The sequence below is a fragment of the Dysgonomonas sp. Marseille-P4677 genome (assembly GCF_016652235.1).
GTDB lineage: Bacteria > Bacteroidota > Bacteroidia > Bacteroidales > Dysgonomonadaceae > Dysgonomonas.
Window position 1 is genome coordinate 19,948 of record NZ_JAEPKU010000004.1, and the last position, 23,345, is coordinate 43,292.

Here is a 23,345-nt window from a genome sequence, read left to right on the forward strand (position 1 = left end):
CACTATATTTACGGGATTTTTTAATTAAACAGACAAATGGTAAGAGAAGCCGGAAAATTTATTTTATTAGTCGTACTATTATGCTCAGGACTTTTGGTAAAAGCTCAGGATAATATTATTGACCAAATAATCTGGGTAGTAGGAGACGAAGCTATCCTAAAATCGGACGTAGAAAAAGCACGGGCAATGATATTATCCAGAGGCGAACGTATCGATGGAGATCCGTATTGCCTCATCCCCGAACAGCTTGCTGTGCAAAAGCTATTTCTCGATCAAGCTAAAATAGACAGTATCGATGTTCCTGCAGCCGAAGTTTCCAGAGGTGTTACCCGTCAGGAAAATATGGTGATTTCGAATCTGGGATCAAAAGAAAAAGCAGAGGAATATTTACAGGCTCCTATGAGTCAGCTTCGTGAAGAGTGGCGCGAGGAAATCCGCAACAACTATCTGGTATCAGAGGTAAAGAAGAACCTCGTTGGAAAAAAAAGCAAACTTACCCCATCTGAAGTAAGACGATATTACGCTCAATTGCCACAAGATAGCTTGCCATATATACCTACAACAGTCGAAGTACAAATAATAACCAACGAACCAGTTGTCCCTTTAGAAGAGATAGACAAGGTAAAAGAACGGCTAAGAGATTTTACAAACAGAATAAATGCCGGTGAAAGTTTCGCCACATTAGCAATAATGTACTCAGAAGATGGATCGGCTCAGAATGGTGGTGAGCTTGGCTTCAGTGGCCGTGCAAACTGGGTTACTGAGTTCTCGAATATGGCTTTTTCCCTCAATGATCCGAAGAAGGTTTCAAATATTGTAGAAACAGAATACGGCTTCCATATCATGCAGCTTATCGAACGCAGAGGGGATCTTATAAATGTACGCCATATACTATTAAAACCTAAAGTACCTGATGTTGAATTCAATAAAGTGATTGCCAAAATGGACTCCATCACTCAGGATATAAAACAAGGTAAGTTTACATTCGAAGATGCGACAGTACTTTCATTTGATAAGAACACTCGTAAAAACAACGGCTTAATGGTAAACCGCAGAGAAAGTTCAAACTATGGTACTCCGCGCTTCTTGAAAGAAGAACTACCTCCTGCTGTGGCAATTGCTGTAGAAAAACTAAAGGTAGGAGAAGTTTCATCTCCATTTAGGATGAAAGGGGATGATGGTAAAGAAGTAGTTGCAATAGTAAAACTTAAGAGCCGAATCGAAGGTCATATTGCAAATGTATCTGACGACTATCAAGCCTTGAAAGAAATAGTAGAAGAAAAGAAACATGAAGAAATATTAAGAAAGTGGCTCCAAAATAAGATAAAGGATACTTACGTTCTGATAGATGAAAATTGGAGAAATTGTGACTTCCAATACTCCGGATGGATAAAAGAAGAAGGCTTGAAAAAATAAAACAGATAACAGACACGTGCTTAATAAGACCATAAAATATTTGATGCAAAGGCATAGGATTCCTCTAGTGAGTGTTCTATGCCTCATTGCTCTTTATGCTTCGGCTCAAACGATGCTTTCACCTCAGCTGAATGTTGATATAACTCAAGTGCCTCAAAAACCGCAAGAGCCAAAGAAACAACAATCCTCCACGAAGGGAAATACAAAAGTTATCGAGATTGTCAATGCCAACAGATATCTACATCGCTCTAATTTCGATGCAGACATACTGAAAGATAGTGTTATATTTCTACATGATGGAGCATACCTTTACTGCGATAGCGCATATTACAACCAAAAACAAAATACATTCGAAGCATTCAGCAACGTCCGTATGGAGCAAGGAGACACCCTTTTCTTATATGGAAAATATATGCATTATGATGGTAACACGAAATTGGTGAAAGTTCGCGAAAATGTAAGTCTGGAACACTCTCCAAAAAGTAAAAGAAATCCAATTACTCTATTCACCGATAGTCTCAATTACGACCGTGCAATGAATCTTGGATATTACTTCGATGGCGGAATGCTTGTCGATTCCCTAAACGAACTTACTTCGTATTGGGGACAGTACGAACCCAACATACGCATTGCAACATTCAGGGACAGCGTAATTCTGAAGAACCCTAACTTTACATTGTATTCTGATAAACTTAAATACAATACAAATAATAAAACCGCCATTTTTACCACTCCTACGCAAATTGTATCTGATAGTGGCGTAATACATACAAGTAACGGGTGGTACAATACCGATACAGAAGAGTCTCTTTTACTCGACCAATCTACTATTATAAATAAAGAAGGAAACCAATTCCTGCGTGGCGATTCTATTTTCTACTATAAGTCATTAGGGTATGGTGAAGTATTTGGCAATATGTTTCTACAAGATACAGCCAAACAAGTCATCCTGATAGGCAACTATGGTTACTATAATCAGATAGAAAATTCGGCTTTGGCCACAGACTCTGCTTATGCTATAGAATATTCGCAGGGTGACAGTCTCTACATACATGCCGATACCTTACGATTAATTACAGTAACAGATACGCTTAAAACTAAACCGAATAAGTCCTTGTCAAAAATCGTACCTGAAGTTACTGACTCCACACTGGTAGACTCTGTGCATATAGAGCCAATACTGGGGGATACTTCGTTTTATGACAGACGCCGATTAACGGGTGATACATTACCTGTTTTTACTCCGGCATCTCCCCAACTAGATAGCGACACCGCAAAAAATAGTTATAGACTAATAAAGGCATATTACGGAGTCAGATTTTATCGTTCAGATATGCAAGGAGTGTGTGACTCTCTGCAATTCAGTGGCAAAGACTCTATTATTCATATGTATCGAGATCCTATATTATGGAATACGAATAGACAGCTGACAGGAGATACAATCGACATATTTATGAATGATAGCACTATCGATTATATGCATGTAAAACGATATGCTTTTTCAATAGAGGAAAAGGATTCTATTCATTATAATCAATTAAAAAGCAGATCCTTGAAAGTTTTCTTCGAAAACAAAAAGGCAAAACGAGTACTTGCTGAAGGCAATGTGGAGACAATTTCTTACCCTGAAGAACGAGATGGATCGCTAAATGGAGTATTAAATTGGCTTGAAAGTAGTTATCTCCAAATATTTATGGATGACGGAAAGTTCAAGAAGTTAGTAACCTGGCCCAAATCGACAGGAAAAACAACCCCTTTTAAGCTGGTGACTCCAACACAATTAAAACTAACAGATTTCTATTGGTATGATTATTTAAGGCCGGTAGACAGATTCGATATATTCCGTAAAGCATCGAAAAAAGCAACGGACATGAAGCCTAAGCGCTCCTCCATTTTCGATAGAGAAGAATAACTAGCAAGAACAAATGAGCGATATAATACATCTTTTACCCGATTCCATAGCCAATCAGATAGCTGCAGGAGAGGTTATCCAACGCCCCTCATCTGTAGTAAAGGAACTAGTGGAAAATGCCATTGATGCAGGAGCCGACAGCATACAAATTATAATTAAAGATGCCGGACGCACACTAATTCAGGTTATTGATAATGGTAAAGGGATGTCTGCCACAGACTCGCGTATGGCATTTGAACGACATGCAACATCGAAAATAAAATCAGCAGATGATTTGTTTGCCTTACGTACAATGGGCTTTAGAGGAGAAGCTCTGCCTTCTATTGCTGCTATCGCTCAGATAGATTTGCGTACCCGCACAAAGGAAGACGAACTAGGTACATCACTTCAGATATCCGGATCGAGAGTCGAGTCTCAGGAATATATCGCATGCCCTATTGGGAGTAACTTTTCTGTCAAAAATATATTCTTCAATGTTCCTGCCCGACGTAAGTTTCTTAAATCGAACGATACCGAACGCAGGAATATATTAACCGAACTAGAGCGCATTGTACTGGTTAATCCTGAAATAGAGTTCTCGTTTATAGATAATGATATAGAAGTTCTCAGATATCCGGTGAGCAACCTTCGCCAACGTATTGTAAATGTTGTAGGAAAGAACTTTAACCAACAACTTATAACGCTTGATATAGAAACATCGCTAGCAAAAATAAAAGGATTTGTAGGAAAGCCTGAATCGGCGCGTAAAACAAGAGCTTTACAATATTTTTTCGTTAATGGACGGTACATGCGACATCCTTATTTCAATAAGGCTGTAACTTCTGCATTCGATCCTTTGATACCATCAGGAGAAAGTCCCAACTATTTTATATATTTTGAAGTTGAGCCGGATACAATCGATGTAAATATCCATCCGACTAAGACTGAAATCAAGTTCGAGAACGAACAGCCTATCTGGCAAATATTATCGGCTGCGGTAAAAGAAGCCTTAGGTAAGTTTAACGAGGTTCCTACTATCGATTTCGATACTGCCGATGCTATTGACATCCCTATTCACGACCCATCTAAAAACGTAGGACAGCCCAGAGTAAATATTAACCCGTCTTACAATCCATTTAAGGGTCCTACATCAGGAACAAATTATCAGCGTCCGAACCATGACTGGGAACAATTCTACAAAGGTTTTGAGAAAGATAAGGGTAGCTTGGATGTAACAGAAAAACATGAAGATATAAGTCTTTTTAATCAGCCTGAAACTCTGGAGCAGCAGCAACCTTCTACTGTAACCGACATGGTTATACATTATCAGTACAAAAACAAATATATTCTCACTTCTGTAAAATCAGGCCTCATGCTTATAGATCAGCATAGAGCACACGTCCGTATATTATTTGACCAATTTCTAAATCAAATAAGACAAAAACGTGGAATATCTCAGCGAGCCTTATTTCCGGAAATAATCGAGTTATCCCCATCAGAAGCATCAATGATCCCGTATCTTATGGAGGATTTAGAGGCTGTAGGTTTTGACCTAAGTAATTTAGGGAACAACGCCTATGCAATAAATGGAACTCCGTCAGAAATCACGAATGTAAACCCAGTGCAACTTGTCCACAATATGATCAGTAAGAGTGTGGAAACCGGTAGCGATGTAAAAGATGAAATACAAGAGTCATTAGCTTTATCAATGGCGAATGCAGCAGCGATCCGATATGGACACCGTCTGTCAGATGAGGAGATGAACAAGATTGTAGATCAGTTATTTGCATCTCCTGCCCATAAACATACTCCTGATGGTAGGACAATTATCTCTCTATTGGAAGATGATGTTATAGAAAAGATGTTCAGATAAGACAAAAGATGTCTTTTATCTCCCCCAACCAAAAGATACACCTAGACTTACACCTATAGTAGATGTATTATTGCCTTTTATATGTATATCATTAATAAGGGATCTATCGTAATAATCATAAGCCATTGACTTAAACTCAGGTTTTGAAAAGCGATAGCGATAACTTAGTCCAAAGATTAAACTGGTTATTCTCGATATTCTATAAGATGATGATAGTTCTAAAGAAGCGAATTGAAGGGGAGTATCCTTAATATCCCAATCATAAGAAATTGTATACATATCATTGCTTCCCTTCTTCTTCAATATATTACTTGCTGATGTAGTAATTAAACTTTCAAAACCAATTCCTAAACGGGGAATCAAATCTATTTTTTTTAATTGAAACTTATAAAATAAGCCGAAAGACATTTTTGTACAAACATCTTCTCCTCCCCATGAATAAACGTCTCTTATATAGTAATTACTTAATTCGAACTCATTAAGAATATCTGTAGGATTATATCTGTTTTCTCCATGATATGCAGCTATGGACAAATCTGAATAGATCCCTATATTTTGGTAGCATCGCCAACTGAACCGAGCTTTTAGATCAGTAGAGCTGGCATATCCCATGCCTTTATTAATCTCAGTATTATCGAACCAATTGTTAAGTCTGAAATTTTGTTCAACCTCTGCATCCAACCATACTCTTTTATTCTGAGCCTGAGAGCCCAAACATACACAAAGTGTAGCTAATAAAAATATCTTCCTCATATTTAATAAAGATCTATTGGTGTAGTTTGAGACTCAAAAACCTGATTTGCCGTCGTTACAATAACTTTGAAAGAATAGGTTCCGGCAGGAATCTCCTTTCGCAACACATACGAATATGTAAGATCATGAGGCTTGTAGCTGGTTCTTATAAAGAAATCTGTAATATCACTTCCGGCAGGATGTTCATGATCGATATCTATATCACATGATATTGTTTTTGTCTCTATCTGTTCTACAAGCTGATAATAGCGGGGCTCATCCCCATCGGTCAATTGCTTCACTCCTATCATATAAGCTTCTTTCTTTATAGGTTCATCAGATATAATTGGATACTGCCCTTCATTATTAACATTATATATCTCTAAACCAATAAGATTTACATTTATAGGATCTGAATAATCCTCATCACATTTCATTGCTGTATTCAATATAAGGATAACCGAAAGTAATAAACTAATAATAAGTCTCATAGTATTGATTAATTTTGTGTTTAATAAATCTCTTAGAAATAGAAGGTTATAGTATAAAAACGAAAAAGCAAGATAATTATTATATCTTGCTTTTGTATATATTTTCAGAAAATTTACTTGCTCAGTAGCTTCTTTACAGTTTCGGAAATAGCTTTCCCAGCTGCAAGTCCGGCAAGAGCTTTAGTTGCAACTCCCATTACCTTACCCATATCAGCAGGAGAAGAGGCACCCACTTGCGCTATAATATCTGCGATCTTAACATCCAGTTCGTCTTGCGATAATTGCTTTGGTAAATAAGTCTCAATCACTGCCAATTCGGCTAATTCCTTCTCTGCCAAATCCGGACGATTTTGTCCTGTGTATATTTCAGCACTGTCGCGACGCTGTTTGGCCATCTTTTGAAGGATTTGAATCGCAGCCTCATCCGAAAGCTCATCATTCGCTCCTTTCGCAGTTTTAGCCTCAATAAACTCTTTCTTCATACCACGCAATGCTTCTAATTTCACCTTGTCTTTCGCACGCATTGCGTCCTTAATATCTTCACTAACTTTATCAAATAAGTTCATAATTTATATAATAAATTTGTTTATTCGTTAAAAAGGCCTCCTGGCTTCTTAGCCTCCGGCTTATATTCACTTGGATTAAACTTCTCGTCACGCTTAAATACAGGAGTATTCTCAAGTGCATCTACAATCTTATCATCATCCAGTTCATCAGTAGAAAGGATTATTGGCTTAGGGCTAAAGAAGGAGGTTTTTACGGCCATTGTTTGCACACCGTCTTTACCGTAATGCTTTTCTATCATTTCGTTAATACGGCGTTTCTCCTCTTCCTCTTTTCGTAATCGTTCTTCTTCCAGATACTCTTCCTCTTCGGTAAGCTCACGATAATGTTCATCGATACCGGGAATACTCGACATGCCAAAACCTGTTGCAAGAAGAGTAATCTTCACTTTATCAGTAAGTTTTTTGTCAGTTGCCGTACCCCATATAACTTCTATTTCCGGGCCAAATCGTTTCATAAAATTGGCAACAGCTTCCATTTCTTCCACAATAAGAGGGTTCTCCTCACTGGAATAGATATTGAATAAGATTTTCTTAGCGTCGAATACGTCGTTATTATTCAGTAATGGCGAATGTAATGCATTAACAATTGCATCTTCCACTCTATTTTCACCTTCTCCGTATCCGCTACTCATAATGGCTACACCACCATCTTTGAGTATTGTTTTCACATCGGCAAAGTCCAGATTTATATGTCCATGTACAGTTATTATCTCTGCTATTCCTTTTGCTGCAATAGTCAATGTATCATCAGCTTTAGCAAAAGCATTTGGAATGGTAAGATCGGCGTAAATATCAATTAGCCTTTCATTATTAATAACAAGTAAAGCATCTACATTCTTTGCTATATCTTCTACTCCTCGCAGAGCTTGAATAATCTTTTTTCGTCCTTCAAATACGAACGGAATAGTAACAATACCAACTGTCAGAATACCCAAATCTTTTGCTATGCGGGCAACAACAGGTGCAGCTCCGGTTCCGGTTCCACCACCCATACCAGCCGTTATGAATACCATACGAGTACCATCGCTAAGTAGTTTCTCTAGGTCTTCTCTGCTTTCTTCTGCAGCAGCCGAAGCTACTTCGGGACGGTTGCCTGCTCCAAGACCTTCAGTTGTCTTTCGCCCCAATTGAACACGGGTTTCGACCGGAGATTCACAAAGAGCCTGATTATCGGTATTACACAAAGCAAACGACACATCGTGAATTCCTTCATTGTACATATGATTCACGGCATTACCACCACCGCCTCCTACGCCAATTACTTTTATAATTGTTTGGGTCTTTCTGGGAAATTGGAAATCCAATATTTTTTCGTCCATATTTTAGGTTGTTTGTTTGTACATTTAAAAGAGGAAAATCAAGGAATTATTCTTCATCATTGAACATCGTTCCTCCAAAATTCTGAATTTTTTCAAAAAAGCCAAACAAAGTAGTTTGTTTACCGTCTTTATGCTTCTTTTCCTTTTTATGTTTTTTAGTTTCTCTTTCTTCCTCTTCTTCGGATTCCGGCTGTATTGGTTGAGCGACAGGTGGCGGTGTAGGCGCAACATAAACCGGCTCAACAATAGGAGCTATTACTTCTTTTCGTTCGCAATTTTCGTTCGCAAACAAAAGAAGGCTTAATGCTTGGGTATAAAATGGATTTTGGAGCAATTCTGCAGCATTGTTTATATACACACGTTTTGCTACAGCACGTTTTACAGGAAGTTGAGATTTCTCAGCCAAATGATCAACTAGCCCACTCATCTGAGATGCTCCACCTATCATAATAATACCTGCATCCAATTGGTCGCCATACCCCGACTCTTTTATCTGATTTATTACATTCAGTATTATTTCATCCTGACGAAGCTGGATTACTTTGTTTAACTCTCTAAGATCTACATCAGGAGACACCTCACCTGCTGCTTTATTCTTATCCTTGCCAAGCTTTCCATAACGGATTTTATAAGCTTCGGCCGAATCAAACACAAAACCAAGCTCCTGTACATCTTTTGTTATAGTACGGCCTCCAAAAGGGATTACTGACATATAGCGCAACAATCCTCCTTTGTATATAGACAATGTGGTGGTTCCGGCTCCAAAGTCGATAAGTGCGCAACCAGCCTGCCTATCATTCTCGTCTAAGACTAACGCTCCTGCGGCTACAGGCCCAACAATAAATCCGGCAATCTCCACGTGCGACTTATCTGCTATGCTTTTAGTCAGATTAGCTTTTATATTAGGACGCCCTATAACCAAACGATAACGCCCTTCGATAGAGGACGCAGTTTTATCAATAGGATCTTCTTCATACTTTCCATCCAGATAGTATTCGGGAGCAAGGACACTATAATTGGTAAAGAAATCCGGTTTATTCAACTTTGCTTGTTGCTCCATATTATCAAGAACGGCGAAAGTAATAGGAGTAAATCCATCCAGAAGTTTTACTTCAGCATGTTCTACCGCACGAAGTGATTTACCTGCAACAGAAACATAAGCTTTTCCTATTTTTTTCCCTGTTTTATTTTCAAGGAGACTTATAAGTTTCTTTATCTTACCAGCCGCCTCATCTATATTGTAAATTACACCGTATTTCACACACGAATCGGAAGATATAATTTCCGATGCAAGGATGGAAATTACACCCTGTTCATTTTTACGACCGAGTACTCCTACTATATTGGAAGTACCGAGATCGATACCTACTATAAAACCTGATTGCTCCATATATCTTTACCTTTATAAATCGATTCGGAGTGAACCAATTAAATCCCTACTCTTATCTAACGTTTTGTACAAACAACTTGTTTGTCAAATTTCAAATTTATAATGGAATACTTATTCCACCCTGTTTCATTAAGCCCATTCTCGTAGAAAGCTAATAATTTATCCAGTCTCTCTTTATATCCATTGAGTTTACCTAATACAATGCGATGCTCTCCCACACGTGGTATCAACTCTATATCCTGGCCGGGCAAAACTATAATTTGTTCAATTTGTGCATTCCAGAATTTATCACTATGCAAAAATAGTGCAAATTTGTATAAATCCGTCTTTGCAAAGTCTTCTTTTATCGCACCTGTTGCCACAGGCAAATAGGCGGTAAAATACTTAGATAGAGGCATTTTATTACCTTCATCGTCTATATAATAATTTCCTCCAGTACTGCTAATAATTCTTAATACAGGTTTACGCTCTTCAATAGATACTCTGATAGCGTTATTATTTGTAACAAATACATTGGCTTTCTTTACCAGCTGGTTCGTTAAAATAGCCTCCTCTATTTCGTTCGTGTTTATGTCTTTAATCTGCTTGCCTGTAGGATCCAATCCTTTCTCTTTTACATACTTTGCAATGTCTTCCGTATCTACAAACTGCTCATCAGTCGTTCCGTTCTTCACTTCAACCTCAAAGCTAGTACATATGCCATCTTTGGGTTTTCCCTGAAAATAGAAAACCGAAAAAATCAGATATCCTGCAATCAGACATATCCCGGTGATGACTAATACTTTTTTCATAATCTTTGCTCCAATATCTCTTTTATCGGTTCAAGTAGCTGATCTATATCTCCGGCCCCTATGGTCAACAGAACCTCAATATCATTTGTCTTTTCCAATAAAGGTAATAAATCTTCCTTGTTACACAATATTTTAGGACAAGTTACCTTATCGAATATTATTTTTGATGTAACCCCTTCGATCGGCTTCTCTCTTGCAGGATAAATATCCAACAGAATAAGCTGGTCAAGCAATGAAAGGCTTTGAGCAAATTCAGATGCAAAATCTTTAGTCCTACTATATAAATGAGGCTGAAATACACCGGTCACTTTACGATCAGGATATAATTCTTTTACAGATGTTATGCTAGCAGCCAATTCCTGTGGATGATGCGCATAGTCATCGATCATAACCACCTTATCTGACTTTAACAAAAAGTCGAAACGCCTCTTTGCCCCCAGAAATGTAGACATAGCACGACGTAGTTCTTCTGCTGTGGCTCCGTTTAGCCAAGCTAGGGCCATAGAGCCAATTCCGTTTTCAATATTTATTTTTATAGGAACACCAAGCTGTATATTGTCAATTCTTTCTTTTGGCGTTATAAAATCGAAACGAATTTCACCATTGCCTATTTTAATATTTTCAGCATGGAAGTCTCCTTTATCGATCGAATAGGTATATACTCTCACTCCATTTGAGACTTTAGGAGATAACTTAATATTATGCTTCACGACCAAGGCCCCACCCGGTTGAATAAGACTCGTAAATTTCTCAAAACTTCTCAAATACTCCTCTTCTGTCCCATAAATGTCCAAATGATCGGGATCGACAGAAGTAATCAATGCCATATATGGATGTAACCAATGGAAGGAGCGATCGTACTCGTCTGCTTCAATAACAGTAAATTCACTCTTATCGGAAAGCATAAGATTACTATTGTAGTTTTTCAATATTCCTCCAAGAAAAGCATTACAATCTAAATGAGATTGTTTTAGTATATGCGCCAACATGCTTGACGTAGTAGTTTTACCATGTGTTCCGGCACAACAAAGAGCTTTGCTTGATTGGGTTATAGTGCCTAACACCTGAGCTCTCTTCTGAATATCAAAATTGCGTTCATGAAAAAATTTTACTTCTTCATTACTAGAAGGTACAGCCGGAGTATACACAACCATTGTGTTAGCTTTATCTTTACAATAATCCGGAATAAGACTAACATCATCTGTATAATGGATATCAGCTCCTTCTTTTACCAATTGTTTGGTAAGAGGAGTCTCTGTACGATCATAACCCGCTACTTTTTTACCTTTCAGCATGAAATAGCGTGCTAAGTTACTCATTCCTATCCCACCTATTCCAATAAAATATATTGACTGTATATTATTCATCCTTTTTTATGATCAATTTCATTACCTCATCTACAATCCTATTTGCAGAATTGAGTTGAGCCATTTTTAGTATATTTTCGGATAGACTATTCAATTTCTCACTATCCTTGATGATTCCCAGTGCTGTTGGCACTAATTTGCTAACAGCCTCATTATCCTTTATTAATATAGCAGCATCCTTATTTACAAGGGCCATTGCATTTTTAGTCTGATGATCCTCCGAAACATTAGGAGAAGGCACTAGAATAACAGGCTTACCTAGCAGGCTAAGCTCTGATATAGAGCTCGCTCCTGCACGCGAAATAACCAAATCTGCGGCTTTGTATGCTAAATCCATTCTAGAAATAAATTCAAACACATGAATATCTTTAGGATTCCCTTTCGCAGCCAAATCCATATTCAATTCAAAAGAATATAATTTACCACATTGCCATATCAATTGTATATTTTGCTGATTAATAGATTCGATATGGTTAAGTATACTTTTGTTTAGAGTTGCAGATCCTAAGCTACCTCCAATTAGTAGAATTGTTTTTTTTGACGGATCCAGACCAAATTCTGTATATGCTTCCTCTTTTGTTATAGAAGACGATAATAATTCTTCGCGGCAAGGATTACCTGTAATTACAATTTTTTCCTTTGGGAAGAAACGTTCCATCCCTTCATAAGCAACGCATATTTTAGAAGCTTTCTTTCCAAGAAATTTATTGGTAATACCTGCATAAGAGTTTTGTTCTTGTATCAAAGTAGGTACACCCATTAAACTGGCTTTATATAACACAGAGCCACTAACATATCCTCCTACACCAATTACAATATCAGGGGTGAAATCTTTGAGTATCTTTTTTGCTTTGCTCAGACTCTTCTTAAATTTCCAGATTGTAGATATATTCTTAAACGGATTTTTTCGGTTCAGCCCGGCTACTTGAAGCCCAATAATTTTATAGCCGGCAGCCGGTACTTTTTCCATTTCCATACGTCCCTCCGCACCTACAAAAAGAATATCAGACTCGGGGTATCGTCTCTTTATAGCATCGGCAATAGCTACTGCCGGAAATATATGTCCGCCTGTACCTCCTCCACTTATAATTACTTTCAGCTTTTTCATTCTTGAGTTATTCCATCAAATGTTTCAAAATCCACATTAGCTATACTTTCATCCACATCTTCATGATCCGAGTCATTAAGTTTGGAGGAACAAGCCAAAATAATACCAAAGTAAGCGCAAGTAATGATCGTCGATGTTCCTCCACGGCTAACCAAAGGTAAGGGTTGTCCTGTTACAGGGATTAGATTCACAGCTACAGCCATATTTGCAATAGCCTGTATAGTAAGAATAAGTCCTGCTCCTAGAATAAGATAACGAGGAAATTTTTTCTCACACTTCGAGGCTAAAACTCCACACCTAATCATTAATGCAACGTATAACAACAATACAAAAAGACCTCCTAATAGACCCATTTCCTCCAGAATTATAGCAAAAATAAAGTCTGAATAAGCTTGTGGCAAGAAATCTCTTTCTGTTCCACTGCCAGGAAGCCCTATTACTCCCCCATTTGCAATCGCGATTTTAGCATGAGATACCTGATAGTTCTCATCCGTTATCTTATACGCAATTGAGCCGTCTTCTTTTTTATCAAATATTGAAGCTTGATCTTCATCCGAGTGCCTTTCTATACGATTCTTCCATGTAGTCAGGCGATCAGGTAAATATTCTTTCGCGAAGGAGTCAGGTAATAGAGTTAAGCTTCCAAACAAAAGAAGAATTGCCCCTATACCAACAAGAGCAAGCATACCTAGTTTCTTAAGGCTTACCTGCCCAATAAACATCATCAGGAAACAAACCCCAAACAGGAGACATGCTGTAGATAAATTTTCAGGAGCAATTAGAATACAAAGCCCTCCTATCCCTATTATTAATAACTTAAAAATAAAGTTTTCATTCTCCGGCTTCATTTTACTTAAGAAGAATGCGACGAAGCCAATAGCCGAAATTTTAGCAAATTCGGATGGCTGTATTGTAAAAGCACCTATTCCTAGCCAGCGCTGTGCACCATTTACATCTTCTCCCATAAACATCGTTATTACTAGTAGTATTGCAGAGATTGGCAATCCGAGCAATAGTACTGAGAAGAAACGACTGGGTATTCGTTGCAAAAACATAACAACTGCAAATCCGATCAACAAGAATGCTGCATGGCGTAATATAGGCGCCCAATGGCTATGCTGACGATAAGCAATAGTACTTGTGGCACTAAAGACCTCAAGCAAGGAGATAATACATAGTGCTATAAATATGCACCATATAACTTTATCGCCCTTAAATGCCCTTCCTAAAAAATTGAATTCCATATCTGATTACAATTTTCTGACACATTCTTTAAATTGATTGCCTCTATCTTCATAATTTTTGAAGAGATCGAAGCTTGCACAACAAGGAGAAAGTAATACCGTATCTCCTTCTTCAGCCAATTCATATGCTTTCTCTACGGCATCTTTCATAGATTGCACATCTTCTATCTTAGCTATTTTACCATCAAAGAATTTATGAAGCTTGCTGTTATCTACTCCAAGAAATACCAAAGCACGTACCTTATCTTTCACCAACTGCTCTATTTCAGTATAATCATTTCCCTTGTCTGTTCCACCAAGGATAAGAACTACTTTCGTTTTTACACTTTGCAGAGCATACCAACATGAGTTTACATTCGTTGCCTTAGAGTCGTTTATAAACTGTATCCCCCTTACCTTAGCTACCTTTTCCAGACGATGTTCTACCCCCTGAAAATCGCTCAACGAATGGCGAAGATTTTCATCTGTTATATCCAACAACTTAGCAGCTATTCCTGATGCTAACGAATTATATAGGTTATGTAAACCTTCGAGAGCCAATAAATCCTGTTCCATAATAAATGCAGAATTAGGCGTATTAATATCTATTTCATGATCATTAAGATAAGCAATCGCATTACCTACCTTGTGTTCGGCAAATGTATATTGTTTTCCCTTCGATACCAGTTTCTTTATCTCTTTACTTACAATAGGATCCTCTTCCCAGAAAATGAAAGCGTCTGATTCTGTCTGATTCTGAGCTATACGCATTTTCGCATCTATATACTTCTGTATATCATGATCATACCTATCCAGATGATCTGGTGTAATGTTCAAAAGGATCGCAATATCAGCTTTGAATGAATACATATTTTCGAGCTGAAAACTACTCAGTTCGAGAACATAATAGTCGTAATTATTCTCAGCTACCTGACGAGCAAAACTCTTACCTATATTACCTCCAAGCCCCACATTTAAACCAGCCGATTTCAGTATATGATATATTAAACTAGTAGTTGTAGTCTTTCCGTTACTCCCCGTGATACAAATCATCTTGGCAGAAGTATACCTTTTCGCAAATTCCATCTCGGATAACACAGGAATTCCCTTCTCCATTGCCTGATGAACAAGAGGTGCATAGTTGGGTATTCCCGGACTTTTTACTATTTCGGATGCAGCTAAAACAAGGTCCTCAGTATGTCCTCCCTCTTCGAAAGGAATACCATACTGATTGAGCTCGGCCTTATACTTATCCTGCAAGGTTCCGCTATCCGATAAAAAAACATCGAATCCTTTAGCTTGTGCAAGTATAGCTGAGCCGACACCGCTTTCGCCTCCTCCTAAAATAATTATCTTGTTCATCATATATAAATTCGTTTTATCGCATTTTCAAAGTTGCCAATGTGACTACTGCCAGTATAATACCAATAATCCAAAAACGTACAACTATTTTGGACTCGGGTATAGCTCTCATCGGATTCTGAAATAAAGCTTGTATCCCAGAGTTTCCTGCTTTCTGGAAATGATGATGCAAAGGAGTCATTTTGAAAACACGACGACCCTCTCCATATTTCTTCTTAGTTACCTTAAAGTAGAATACCTGTATCATAACAGAAAGACTTTCTACGAAAAATATTCCACATAATATAGGCAATAATAATTCTTTATGAATAATAACAGCGAATACGCCAATAATACCTCCCAATGTTAAACTCCCTGTATCGCCCATAAATACTTGGGCCGGAAATGCGTTATACCATAAGAATCCGACTGTTGCTCCAATAAAAGCAGAGGCAAATATAACAAGCTCCTGACTACCAGGTATAAACATAATATTAAGATAGGATGCAAATTCCATATGTCCTGACACATACGCTAATATACCTAATGTGACACCTATTATGGCAGAACTTCCGGCCGCAAGTCCGTCAAGTCCATCAGTCAGATTTGCTCCATTTGAAACTGCAGTTACAATAAATATCACTATCATAACAAATAATATCCATGCTGCCGGTTCGGCATAATCGCCCATGAAAGAAACAAGATCTTCATAATCGAGGTTGTTATTTTTCATAAAAGGGATAGTTGTCTGAGTCGATTTTACCCCCTCGGCAACATAACTTACACGTTCTATTATATCGTCAGAATTACGAAATTCGATATTCTCACGAATAATAACATCCGGGCTCAAATAAAGAGTCATCCCTACAATAAGACCCAATCCAATCTGTGCAATTATCTTGAACTTACCATGCAATCCCTCTTTATCTTTTTTAAAGACTTTAATATAATCGTCCAAAAAGCCCAAAACTCCTAACCAAACAGTAGTAATGAGCATCAAAATAATATATACATTATCCAACCGGGCCAGAAGCAAAACAGGAACAAGAATGGATATAATAATGATAATTCCACCCATTGTAGGAGTTCCCTTTTTACTAAGCTGTCCTTCCAATCCTAAATTTCTTACAACTTCTCCAATTTGTAACTTTTGTAATTTGTCGATAATACGGCGCCCTATTATGGTTGAAATAAGTAAAGACAAAACTAATGCTATTGCAGCACGAAAAGACACATATCTGAACATCCCCGCTCCGGGAAAATCTAACTGATCTAAATAGTCGAATAGATAATACAACATCTCTTTTTTTTTATTCTCCAAAAATACTTCTTACAATCTCGCGATCATCGAAATGATGCTTAACCCCTTTTACATCCTGATAGTCTTCATGTCCTTTACCGGCAATAAGAATCACATCTCCCTCCTTAGCCAAAGTACAAGCCGTTTTAATAGCCTGCTCACGCTCAACTATGAGTAACGTTTTCTTCATTTGCTGACTGTTCAGGCCATCAGCCATATCATTGATAATAGCCTGAGGTTCCTCGAACCGTGGATTATCTGAGGTCAGTATAACCTGATCGCTCAAACGTACGGCTTCACGAGCCATAATAGGTCGTTTTGTCTTATCTCTGTTACCTCCACATCCTACAACTGTAATAACTCTGCCATTTCCATCGAGTACTTCATGTATAGCTTCAAGCACATTAGTCAACGCATCGGGAGTATGGGCATAATCTACAATAGCCGTAACATTCTCGGTAGAGCGTATTGTTTCGAAACGGCCGGATACAGGTTTCAGGGTACTAAGGATAAGTAAAGCCTCATCCGAATCCTGCCCTAAAAGAACTGTCGCAGCATATACTGCAAGCAGGTTATAAACATTAAATACTCCAACGAATTGAACTTGTAATTCTTTGCCGTTAATGTCTATAGCAGTACCATCGAAATGTTTTTCGATAATTTTTGCTTTAAAATCGGCTAATGTGCGTACCGAATAAGTCTTTTGCTTAGCCTTTGTGTTTTGTAGCATCACAAGCCCATTTTTATCATCTACATTGGTAAGGGCAAAAGCTGCCGCTGGCAGATTATCGAAAAATATTTTCTTGGCTTTGAGATATTCAGCCATCGTTTTATGATAATCTAGATGGTCTTGAGTTAGATTGGTAAATATCCCTCCTTCAAACTTCAGCCCACTAATCCGCTTCTGATGAATAGCGTGAGAACTAACCTCCATAAAAGCGAATTCACACCCTTCGTCCACCATTTTGGATAGCATCTCATTCAATGCAAGTGGATCGGGAGTCGTGTGTGTTGCATGATAAACAACCCCATCTATATAATTAGCCACAGTAGATAATAATCCAACCTTATAACCTAATTTACGGAACATCTCATAAAGTAGTGTCGCTGTAGTTGTTTTTCCATTGGTTCCGGTCACTCCCACCAATTTTAATTTGGCTGAAGGATCTCCATACCACTGTGTAGCAACTTTACCGGCAGCATCTGCACTATCTTTTACTTTTACATAAGTCACCCCTTCTTTTGATACATCTATTTTATCCTGAAAGATAATAACCTTTGCACCTAAATCAAGAGCATTGTTTATATATTGATGACCATCTACTTGCACTCCTCTAAGAGCTATAAAAGCAGAGCCTGGAATAGCTTTTCGCGAATCGGTGAAGATACCTGTCACATCTACATTTTCTTCACCTTTTATTTCAATTACATCTATGTTTTTTAGTAAATCCCTTAACTTCATATCTGTATTCTTTAATTAATTTAATTCTATTGTAATTGTAGAGCCTCTTACTATACGGCTTCCCGCCAAGATAGATTGTAGCTTCACTTTACCCGATCCAATGAGATTTACTCTCAATCCTGCATTTTCAAGCAGATAAATAGCATCACGAGCACCCATCCCTATAACACTTGGTACAAGACCTTGTTGTACAGTAGTATTACTTTCTAACACAATATTAGAAACTGAATCCGTCCTTGCCTTTATCCAATCTATCTTACCTCCTGAAAAAGTAAAAGATTGATCCAATTTTTTCAACACTATCTCTGTATTTCTTAACAATCCGTTTTTCACATTCGGGATTAATGAATTTACAGTATCTTTCGGTGCTGCAACTGGAGTAGACACTAAATTTTTAGTATAAATACCTTCCGCTATATTTTTAAATACAGCTCCCGGCATTAAGCCTCCCGATGGTGATCCTACCGGTCTGCGTATTCCGACGAAACATGTATATTGTGGCTTGTCGGAAGGGAAATATCCACAGAATGAGACATAATAACCTTCATAAGTTCCACGCGCGGCGATCATCGCTGTACCCGTCTTTCCCGATATAGGGAATAGTTCTGAATCAACAGCTTTTCCGGTACCATCTGTAACAACGCCCCTTAATATATCCCTGACCTCATTCAATGTTTTTTCTGAACACAATTGAGGATTAATTACTTCGGTTTCAAACTCCTCCTCTATTTTGCCATCTTTCATAAATGCCTTTGTAATAAATGGCTTTATCATCTTTCCATTGTTTGCTATACCATTGTAAAACATCAGCATATAAATAGGTGGAACCTGAGTTTCATAACCAAAAGACATCCAAGGCAGTGTTGTTTTAGACCAAGGATTGCTCTTATCATCAGGGAAGCGTATAACAGATGTACCTTCTTTTCCTTTCAATGGTACATCCCATTCTATCTTTTTAGTCAATCCCAAATCGTGAATACGCTGTACGTATTTTTGAGGATCATTCTCGTATCCTTTTAATATCATCTTTGCAATAGCCACATTCAATGATGAATACATCCCTCTGGCTATCGTAACACGACCTTTATCCTGTCCTTTTCTCCAGTCATGGTCACGCACCACTTTGCCTTTATATTCAAATAGTCCGTTTCCAACAAAGACCGAGTCATTAGGTGTAACAATACCATCTTCGAGAGCAACCATAAGAGATACGGTTTTGAATGTAGATCCGGGCTCCGACATGTATGAGAAAGCATTGGGATTTCCTTCTGCATAAACACCTTCCGATACTCTATCAAGGTTGGTGATCGCTTTTATCTCACCTGTAGCAACTTCCATTACAATAGCAACTCCCGATTCGGCTTTAGTCTCAACCAACTTGTTGTACAGAGACTTCTCTGCCATATCCTGAATATCAACATTGAGAGTCGTCTTTATATCCCATCCATCAACTGGCTCTTCCAATACAATATCTATCCATCTTCCTTGCACACGCTGACGGGTTTTAAGACCGGGGAGACCCTTTAGAATCGAATCATATTTCAGTTCCAGTCCACTTGTACCTCCAGCCTCGAAATCTTTGAAAATAGAACCGACTGTGCGACCAGCTAAACGTCCAAAAGGCTTTAACCGCATCGTCTTTTCTTCAGTAAATAAGCCACTCCTGTTACTACGTTGATTGAAGAAAGGAAATGTCTTAAGCTCTTTGAGGTCTACATAGTTAATATCGGGTCTGACTATACGTACATAACGACTTCGAACCTTTACCTTTTTGTTCGACCCGTTCTGTCTATTACGCTCTATCTCTTTTATTTCTTTACGGCTAAGCTCCCATCCATCAAGTATAACCCGCTTGTATTGAGCTGCGCTTCTGTCCGGAAATTTTCTTGCCAACTCCTGAGAAAGCGGAGTTACGTATTTCATTAATGTATCGCCCTTTATACCTTCAGACATAAAGTCTACATATACACCATATAAAGGTTCACTTGTGGCCAGCAAACGGCCATCATCTGCATAAATATTACCACGGTTCGGACGTATTTCCCTATCTTTCTTTACGGTTTCCTGTTTCCCTAGTTCACGCCATATTTGTCCTTCTGCATACTTGATCTTAAAGATACAGACAATAATCGCTATAAATATAAAAGACAAAAGAAAGACAATCCAGCCATATCGGCTGACCGCTACGTTCTTCGTTGTCCCTTCAGATTTCTTTGCCATGCTCTATTTTACCTCAGTTCAAGTATTATCTATTTTTTAATTTTATATATTGGATCTTTTGTGTGCTGAAGATCGACTCCGTTTTTTTGGACCAAATCCTCTACGACTGATTCCCTGCTCACCCCGATCAACTTTGCGGAAATTGTCTGCGATTCGTATTTAGCATCCTTAAGCTCATGTTGTAAGGATTCTATCTTCGCTTTCTTCTCTATACAGCTATATCTATTGCTGATATAAAAAACCAAGATTACAAAAACAGTGATAATGAAGCGCGCATTTTTCCAGAAAAAGTCCTCGGTAAGGACTGTTCCGCCTAAGATATACATCACTTTCTTTTTTATATCTTTCGCTTTCATATACTAATTTTGTGCTTTTAAAATTATTTTTTCTCTGCAATCCTCAATTTCGCACTTCTTGATCGTGGATTCCGTTCTTCTTCCTCACGCGAAGGAACAATCACTTTATTATTTATCAACTTAAAAGGCGTTTCGAAATTTCCAAAAAAATCTTTCTCTATTTTTCCTTCAAAATTTCCCGTTTTAAAGAAATTCTTAACCAATCTGTCCTCAAGCGAATGGTATGTGATAACAACAAAACGCCCGCCGGGTTTCAGTATCTCTAATCCTTGATTAAGCATTTCTTTTAGCGTTTCCATTTCTTCATTCACCTCAATACGTAAGGCTTGAAATGCCTGAGCCAATATTTTCTTTTCTTTTTCTCCTCTTCCCAAAAACGGAGTAAGCGTATCAAGTAAATCACTTATTTTTTTGTATGGCTTTTCTTTTCTTATTTTTACAATCTCAGAAGCAATCCGACGAGATTGCTTCAGCTCTCCGTATAAATAAAAAATATCGGCCAATTGTTGTTCTGTATACGTATTCAATATATCAGAGGCCGTTTTACCTCCTTCTCTATTCATGCGCATATCGAGCGAACTATCCTGAAAGCGGAATGAAAATCCCCTATCTTCAGCATCGAAATGGTGAGACGAAACACCCAAATCAGCTAAGATAGCATCCACTTCATTCACCCCATGATATTTAATGAAATTTTTAAGATAGCAGAAATTACTCCGTACAAAAGTAAATTTATCATCCTTTGGAATGTTGTTTACAGCATCGGCATCTTGGTCGAATGCGTACAAGTGGCCTTTACGGCCAAGTCGAGAAAGTATTTCCTTTGAATGTCCTCCACCTCCAAAAGTAACATCTACACAGATGCTGTCTGTATGGATATTCATGCCATCCACACTCTCGTGAAGCAGCGCCGGTATGTGATATACGTCAGCCATGATTAACCGTTTTGCGAATCGTTATCCATCAATGTTTGTATACGGGCGCTGAAATCTTCTGCCGAAACAAGTGTTCTCTCTAAAGCTTCATTGGCCCATATCTCAATTGTATTGTCTATTCCTAAGAGCCGTACCTCAGAAGTAATACCTACCATTTGGCAATAACGTTTCGAAATAAGAATACGTCCATTCGCATCCATCTCCATGCGTTCTGCATCAACAACAAACTGACGAAATAAAGCTTGTTCTTCTTTATTCCATCGGTTCAATCGAGATCGCAACTTTGCCACTTCTTCCTCCCATACATCCAATGGGTAAAGTACAAGGCATTCCTGAAATATATCTTTCCTGAGTATCAATGTATTTTGAGAGGAAGATTGTAATATCTTCCTAAAAGCAGCCGGAACAAAGACTCTCCCCTTTGTATCGATTTTAGCTTCTATATTGCCCAAAAACTGCAACATTAATACTTTGAATTTTAACTATATACATTATGCGACGTAAAGGTAGGAAAATTATACACTTTTCCCCACTTTTCCCCACTTAAAATTGACTAAAAAGTTATTAACATGCATATTAACAAGTTATTAACAAATCAATTGCCTGATAATACGCCAGTTATATAACTACCAGCTATTTTATTAACAGTATAAAAGCTTAGTTTTCAACTATGTAAAATCATAAAAATAGCAACATTCAAAAAAGACAAAAGACCATCTTCTTTAAAAAGGATGGTCTTTCTATTTTTTTACCAGAAATATAACAAACGGATAATTCTTATTTTTGCATTTCTCTCAGTTTAATTTTCGTCAATACTTGCTTTGTATTTAACGGGAAATCTGCATCCATCATCCAGGCGTAAAAGCTAGGTTCTTTTTTCAATACCTCGACCACCGACTTGCCTTTATGTTTTCCGAAATTAAATATCTCTATTCCATTCTCATCTCTGATAATACGTCCGGCGAGATCCACATTGTTATTAAAAAATGAAAACTCCTCTGCCAGCTTTTCCATATCATTTACCAGATCAGGGTACTTATCCAATTGAGCTTTCAGCACCTCATAGGTCGCTAGTGTATCCGCTTCGGCAGAGTGCGCATCTGTAAGTTCTTTTCCACAGTAAAATTTATAAGCGGCTTCAAGTGTCCGTTGCTCTTTTTTGTGGAAAATAATTTGCACATCAATCATCTTCCTTCTGCTAAAATCAATATCTACCCCGGCACGCAGAAATTCTTCTGCTAAAAGTGGAATATCGAAACGACTTGAATTAAATCCAGCCAAATCACAGCCTTCCATTTGGTCTGCCAAAGACTTTGCTATTTGCTTAAATGTAGGACAATCCTTAACATCATCGTCTGATATACCATGTACGGCAGTCGCACCCGCAGGAATAGGCATCTCTGGATTTAAACGCTTCGTTTTTACCTCTTCCTTTCCGTTCGGATATACTTTCACATAAGATATTTCCACTATACGGTCTTTAACCGTATCTGTACCTGTTGTTTCGAGATCAAAGAATATAAGTGGATTTCGTAAATTCAGTTCCATAAGCTTTAAGAAAAAA

20 protein-coding genes are annotated in these 23,345 nt (G+C 37.9%); 3 read left to right on the plus strand and 17 right to left on the minus strand.

Going from position 1 to position 23,345, the window contains the following annotated elements; genetic code table 11:
- The first annotated feature begins 36 nt into the window (after positions 1–36).
- The 3 genes from JGH11_RS01955 to mutL are packed head-to-tail and all read left to right on the plus strand — an operon-like array spanning position 37 to position 5,180.
- On the plus strand, positions 37–1,416 hold the full coding sequence (locus tag JGH11_RS01955) for a peptidylprolyl isomerase (protein WP_201109883.1): 1,380 nt from the start codon (positions 37–39) through the stop codon (positions 1,414–1,416).
- Positions 1,417–1,459: 43 nt separating this feature from the next.
- Positions 1,460–3,328, plus strand: coding sequence for an OstA-like protein (locus JGH11_RS01960; protein WP_201109884.1), 1,869 nt, complete (start codon positions 1,460–1,462; stop codon positions 3,326–3,328).
- A gap of 13 nt (positions 3,329–3,341) precedes the next feature.
- Positions 3,342–5,180, plus strand: coding sequence for a DNA mismatch repair endonuclease MutL (gene mutL / locus JGH11_RS01965; RefSeq protein ID WP_201109885.1), 1,839 nt, complete (start codon positions 3,342–3,344; stop codon positions 5,178–5,180).
- Positions 5,181–5,195: 15 nt separating this feature from the next.
- Here the strand turns inward: mutL and JGH11_RS01970 are convergent, their stop codons facing one another.
- From JGH11_RS01970 to JGH11_RS02050, 17 genes are all read right to left on the minus strand, one after another.
- Positions 5,196–5,933: a hypothetical protein gene (locus JGH11_RS01970; RefSeq protein WP_201109886.1), complete on the minus strand. Its 738-nt coding sequence runs from the start codon at positions 5,931–5,933 to the stop codon at positions 5,196–5,198.
- A gap of 2 nt (positions 5,934–5,935) precedes the next feature.
- Positions 5,936–6,403, minus strand: a complete 468-nt coding sequence (locus JGH11_RS01975; RefSeq protein WP_201109887.1) for a DUF5034 domain-containing protein — start codon at positions 6,401–6,403, stop codon at positions 5,936–5,938.
- A gap of 113 nt (positions 6,404–6,516) precedes the next feature.
- Positions 6,517–6,969: a GatB/YqeY domain-containing protein gene (locus JGH11_RS01980; RefSeq protein ID WP_201109888.1), complete on the minus strand. Its 453-nt coding sequence runs from the start codon at positions 6,967–6,969 to the stop codon at positions 6,517–6,519.
- A gap of 20 nt (positions 6,970–6,989) precedes the next feature.
- On the minus strand, positions 6,990–8,288 hold the full coding sequence (gene ftsZ / locus JGH11_RS01985; protein ID WP_201109889.1) for a cell division protein FtsZ: 1,299 nt from the start codon (positions 8,286–8,288) through the stop codon (positions 6,990–6,992).
- A gap of 46 nt (positions 8,289–8,334) precedes the next feature.
- A complete protein-coding gene (gene ftsA / locus JGH11_RS01990; protein WP_201109890.1) occupies positions 8,335–9,678 on the minus strand; it encodes a cell division protein FtsA in 1,344 nt (447 codons plus the stop codon).
- Positions 9,679–9,734: 56 nt separating this feature from the next.
- A complete protein-coding gene (locus JGH11_RS01995) occupies positions 9,735–10,469 on the minus strand; it encodes a cell division protein FtsQ/DivIB (protein WP_201109891.1) in 735 nt (244 codons plus the stop codon).
- Positions 10,466–11,836, minus strand: a complete 1,371-nt coding sequence (gene murC, locus JGH11_RS02000) for a UDP-N-acetylmuramate--L-alanine ligase (RefSeq protein ID WP_201109892.1) — start codon at positions 11,834–11,836, stop codon at positions 10,466–10,468. The genes JGH11_RS01995 and murC overlap by 4 nt, the downstream gene beginning before the upstream one ends.
- Complete coding sequence (gene murG / locus JGH11_RS02005) at positions 11,829–12,944, minus strand: undecaprenyldiphospho-muramoylpentapeptide beta-N-acetylglucosaminyltransferase (protein WP_201109893.1); 1,116 nt, start codon at positions 12,942–12,944, stop codon at positions 11,829–11,831. The genes murC and murG overlap by 8 nt, the downstream gene beginning before the upstream one ends.
- Complete coding sequence (locus JGH11_RS02010; protein ID WP_201109894.1) at positions 12,941–14,188, minus strand: FtsW/RodA/SpoVE family cell cycle protein; 1,248 nt, start codon at positions 14,186–14,188, stop codon at positions 12,941–12,943. The genes murG and JGH11_RS02010 overlap by 4 nt, the downstream gene beginning before the upstream one ends.
- 6 nt (positions 14,189–14,194) lie before the next feature.
- Complete coding sequence (murD, locus tag JGH11_RS02015; RefSeq protein WP_201109928.1) at positions 14,195–15,529, minus strand: UDP-N-acetylmuramoyl-L-alanine--D-glutamate ligase; 1,335 nt, start codon at positions 15,527–15,529, stop codon at positions 14,195–14,197.
- A 16-nt stretch (positions 15,530–15,545) separates the two neighbouring features.
- Entirely contained in the window at positions 15,546–16,808 is a 1,263-nt protein-coding gene (gene mraY, locus JGH11_RS02020) for a phospho-N-acetylmuramoyl-pentapeptide-transferase (protein WP_201109895.1), read from the minus strand.
- A 10-nt stretch (positions 16,809–16,818) separates the two neighbouring features.
- The gene (locus JGH11_RS02025) at positions 16,819–18,270 is read right to left on the minus strand and encodes a UDP-N-acetylmuramoyl-L-alanyl-D-glutamate--2,6-diaminopimelate ligase (protein WP_201109896.1); all 1,452 of its coding nucleotides are present in this window, start codon (positions 18,268–18,270) and stop codon (positions 16,819–16,821) included.
- Positions 18,271–18,285: 15 nt separating this feature from the next.
- Positions 18,286–20,490: a penicillin-binding transpeptidase domain-containing protein gene (locus JGH11_RS02030; RefSeq protein ID WP_201109897.1), complete on the minus strand. Its 2,205-nt coding sequence runs from the start codon at positions 20,488–20,490 to the stop codon at positions 18,286–18,288.
- A 29-nt stretch (positions 20,491–20,519) separates the two neighbouring features.
- Positions 20,520–20,846, minus strand: a complete 327-nt coding sequence (locus tag JGH11_RS02035; RefSeq protein WP_201109898.1) for an FtsL-like putative cell division protein — start codon at positions 20,844–20,846, stop codon at positions 20,520–20,522.
- Positions 20,847–20,869: 23 nt separating this feature from the next.
- Positions 20,870–21,781, minus strand: a complete 912-nt coding sequence (rsmH, locus tag JGH11_RS02040; RefSeq protein WP_201109899.1) for a 16S rRNA (cytosine(1402)-N(4))-methyltransferase RsmH — start codon at positions 21,779–21,781, stop codon at positions 20,870–20,872.
- Between the two features lie 2 nt (positions 21,782–21,783).
- A complete protein-coding gene (locus JGH11_RS02045; RefSeq protein WP_201109900.1) occupies positions 21,784–22,245 on the minus strand; it encodes a division/cell wall cluster transcriptional repressor MraZ in 462 nt (153 codons plus the stop codon).
- Positions 22,246–22,558: 313 nt separating this feature from the next.
- Entirely contained in the window at positions 22,559–23,329 is a 771-nt protein-coding gene (locus JGH11_RS02050; RefSeq protein ID WP_201109901.1) for a 3'-5' exonuclease, read from the minus strand.
- Positions 23,330–23,345: the final 16 nt, after the last annotated feature.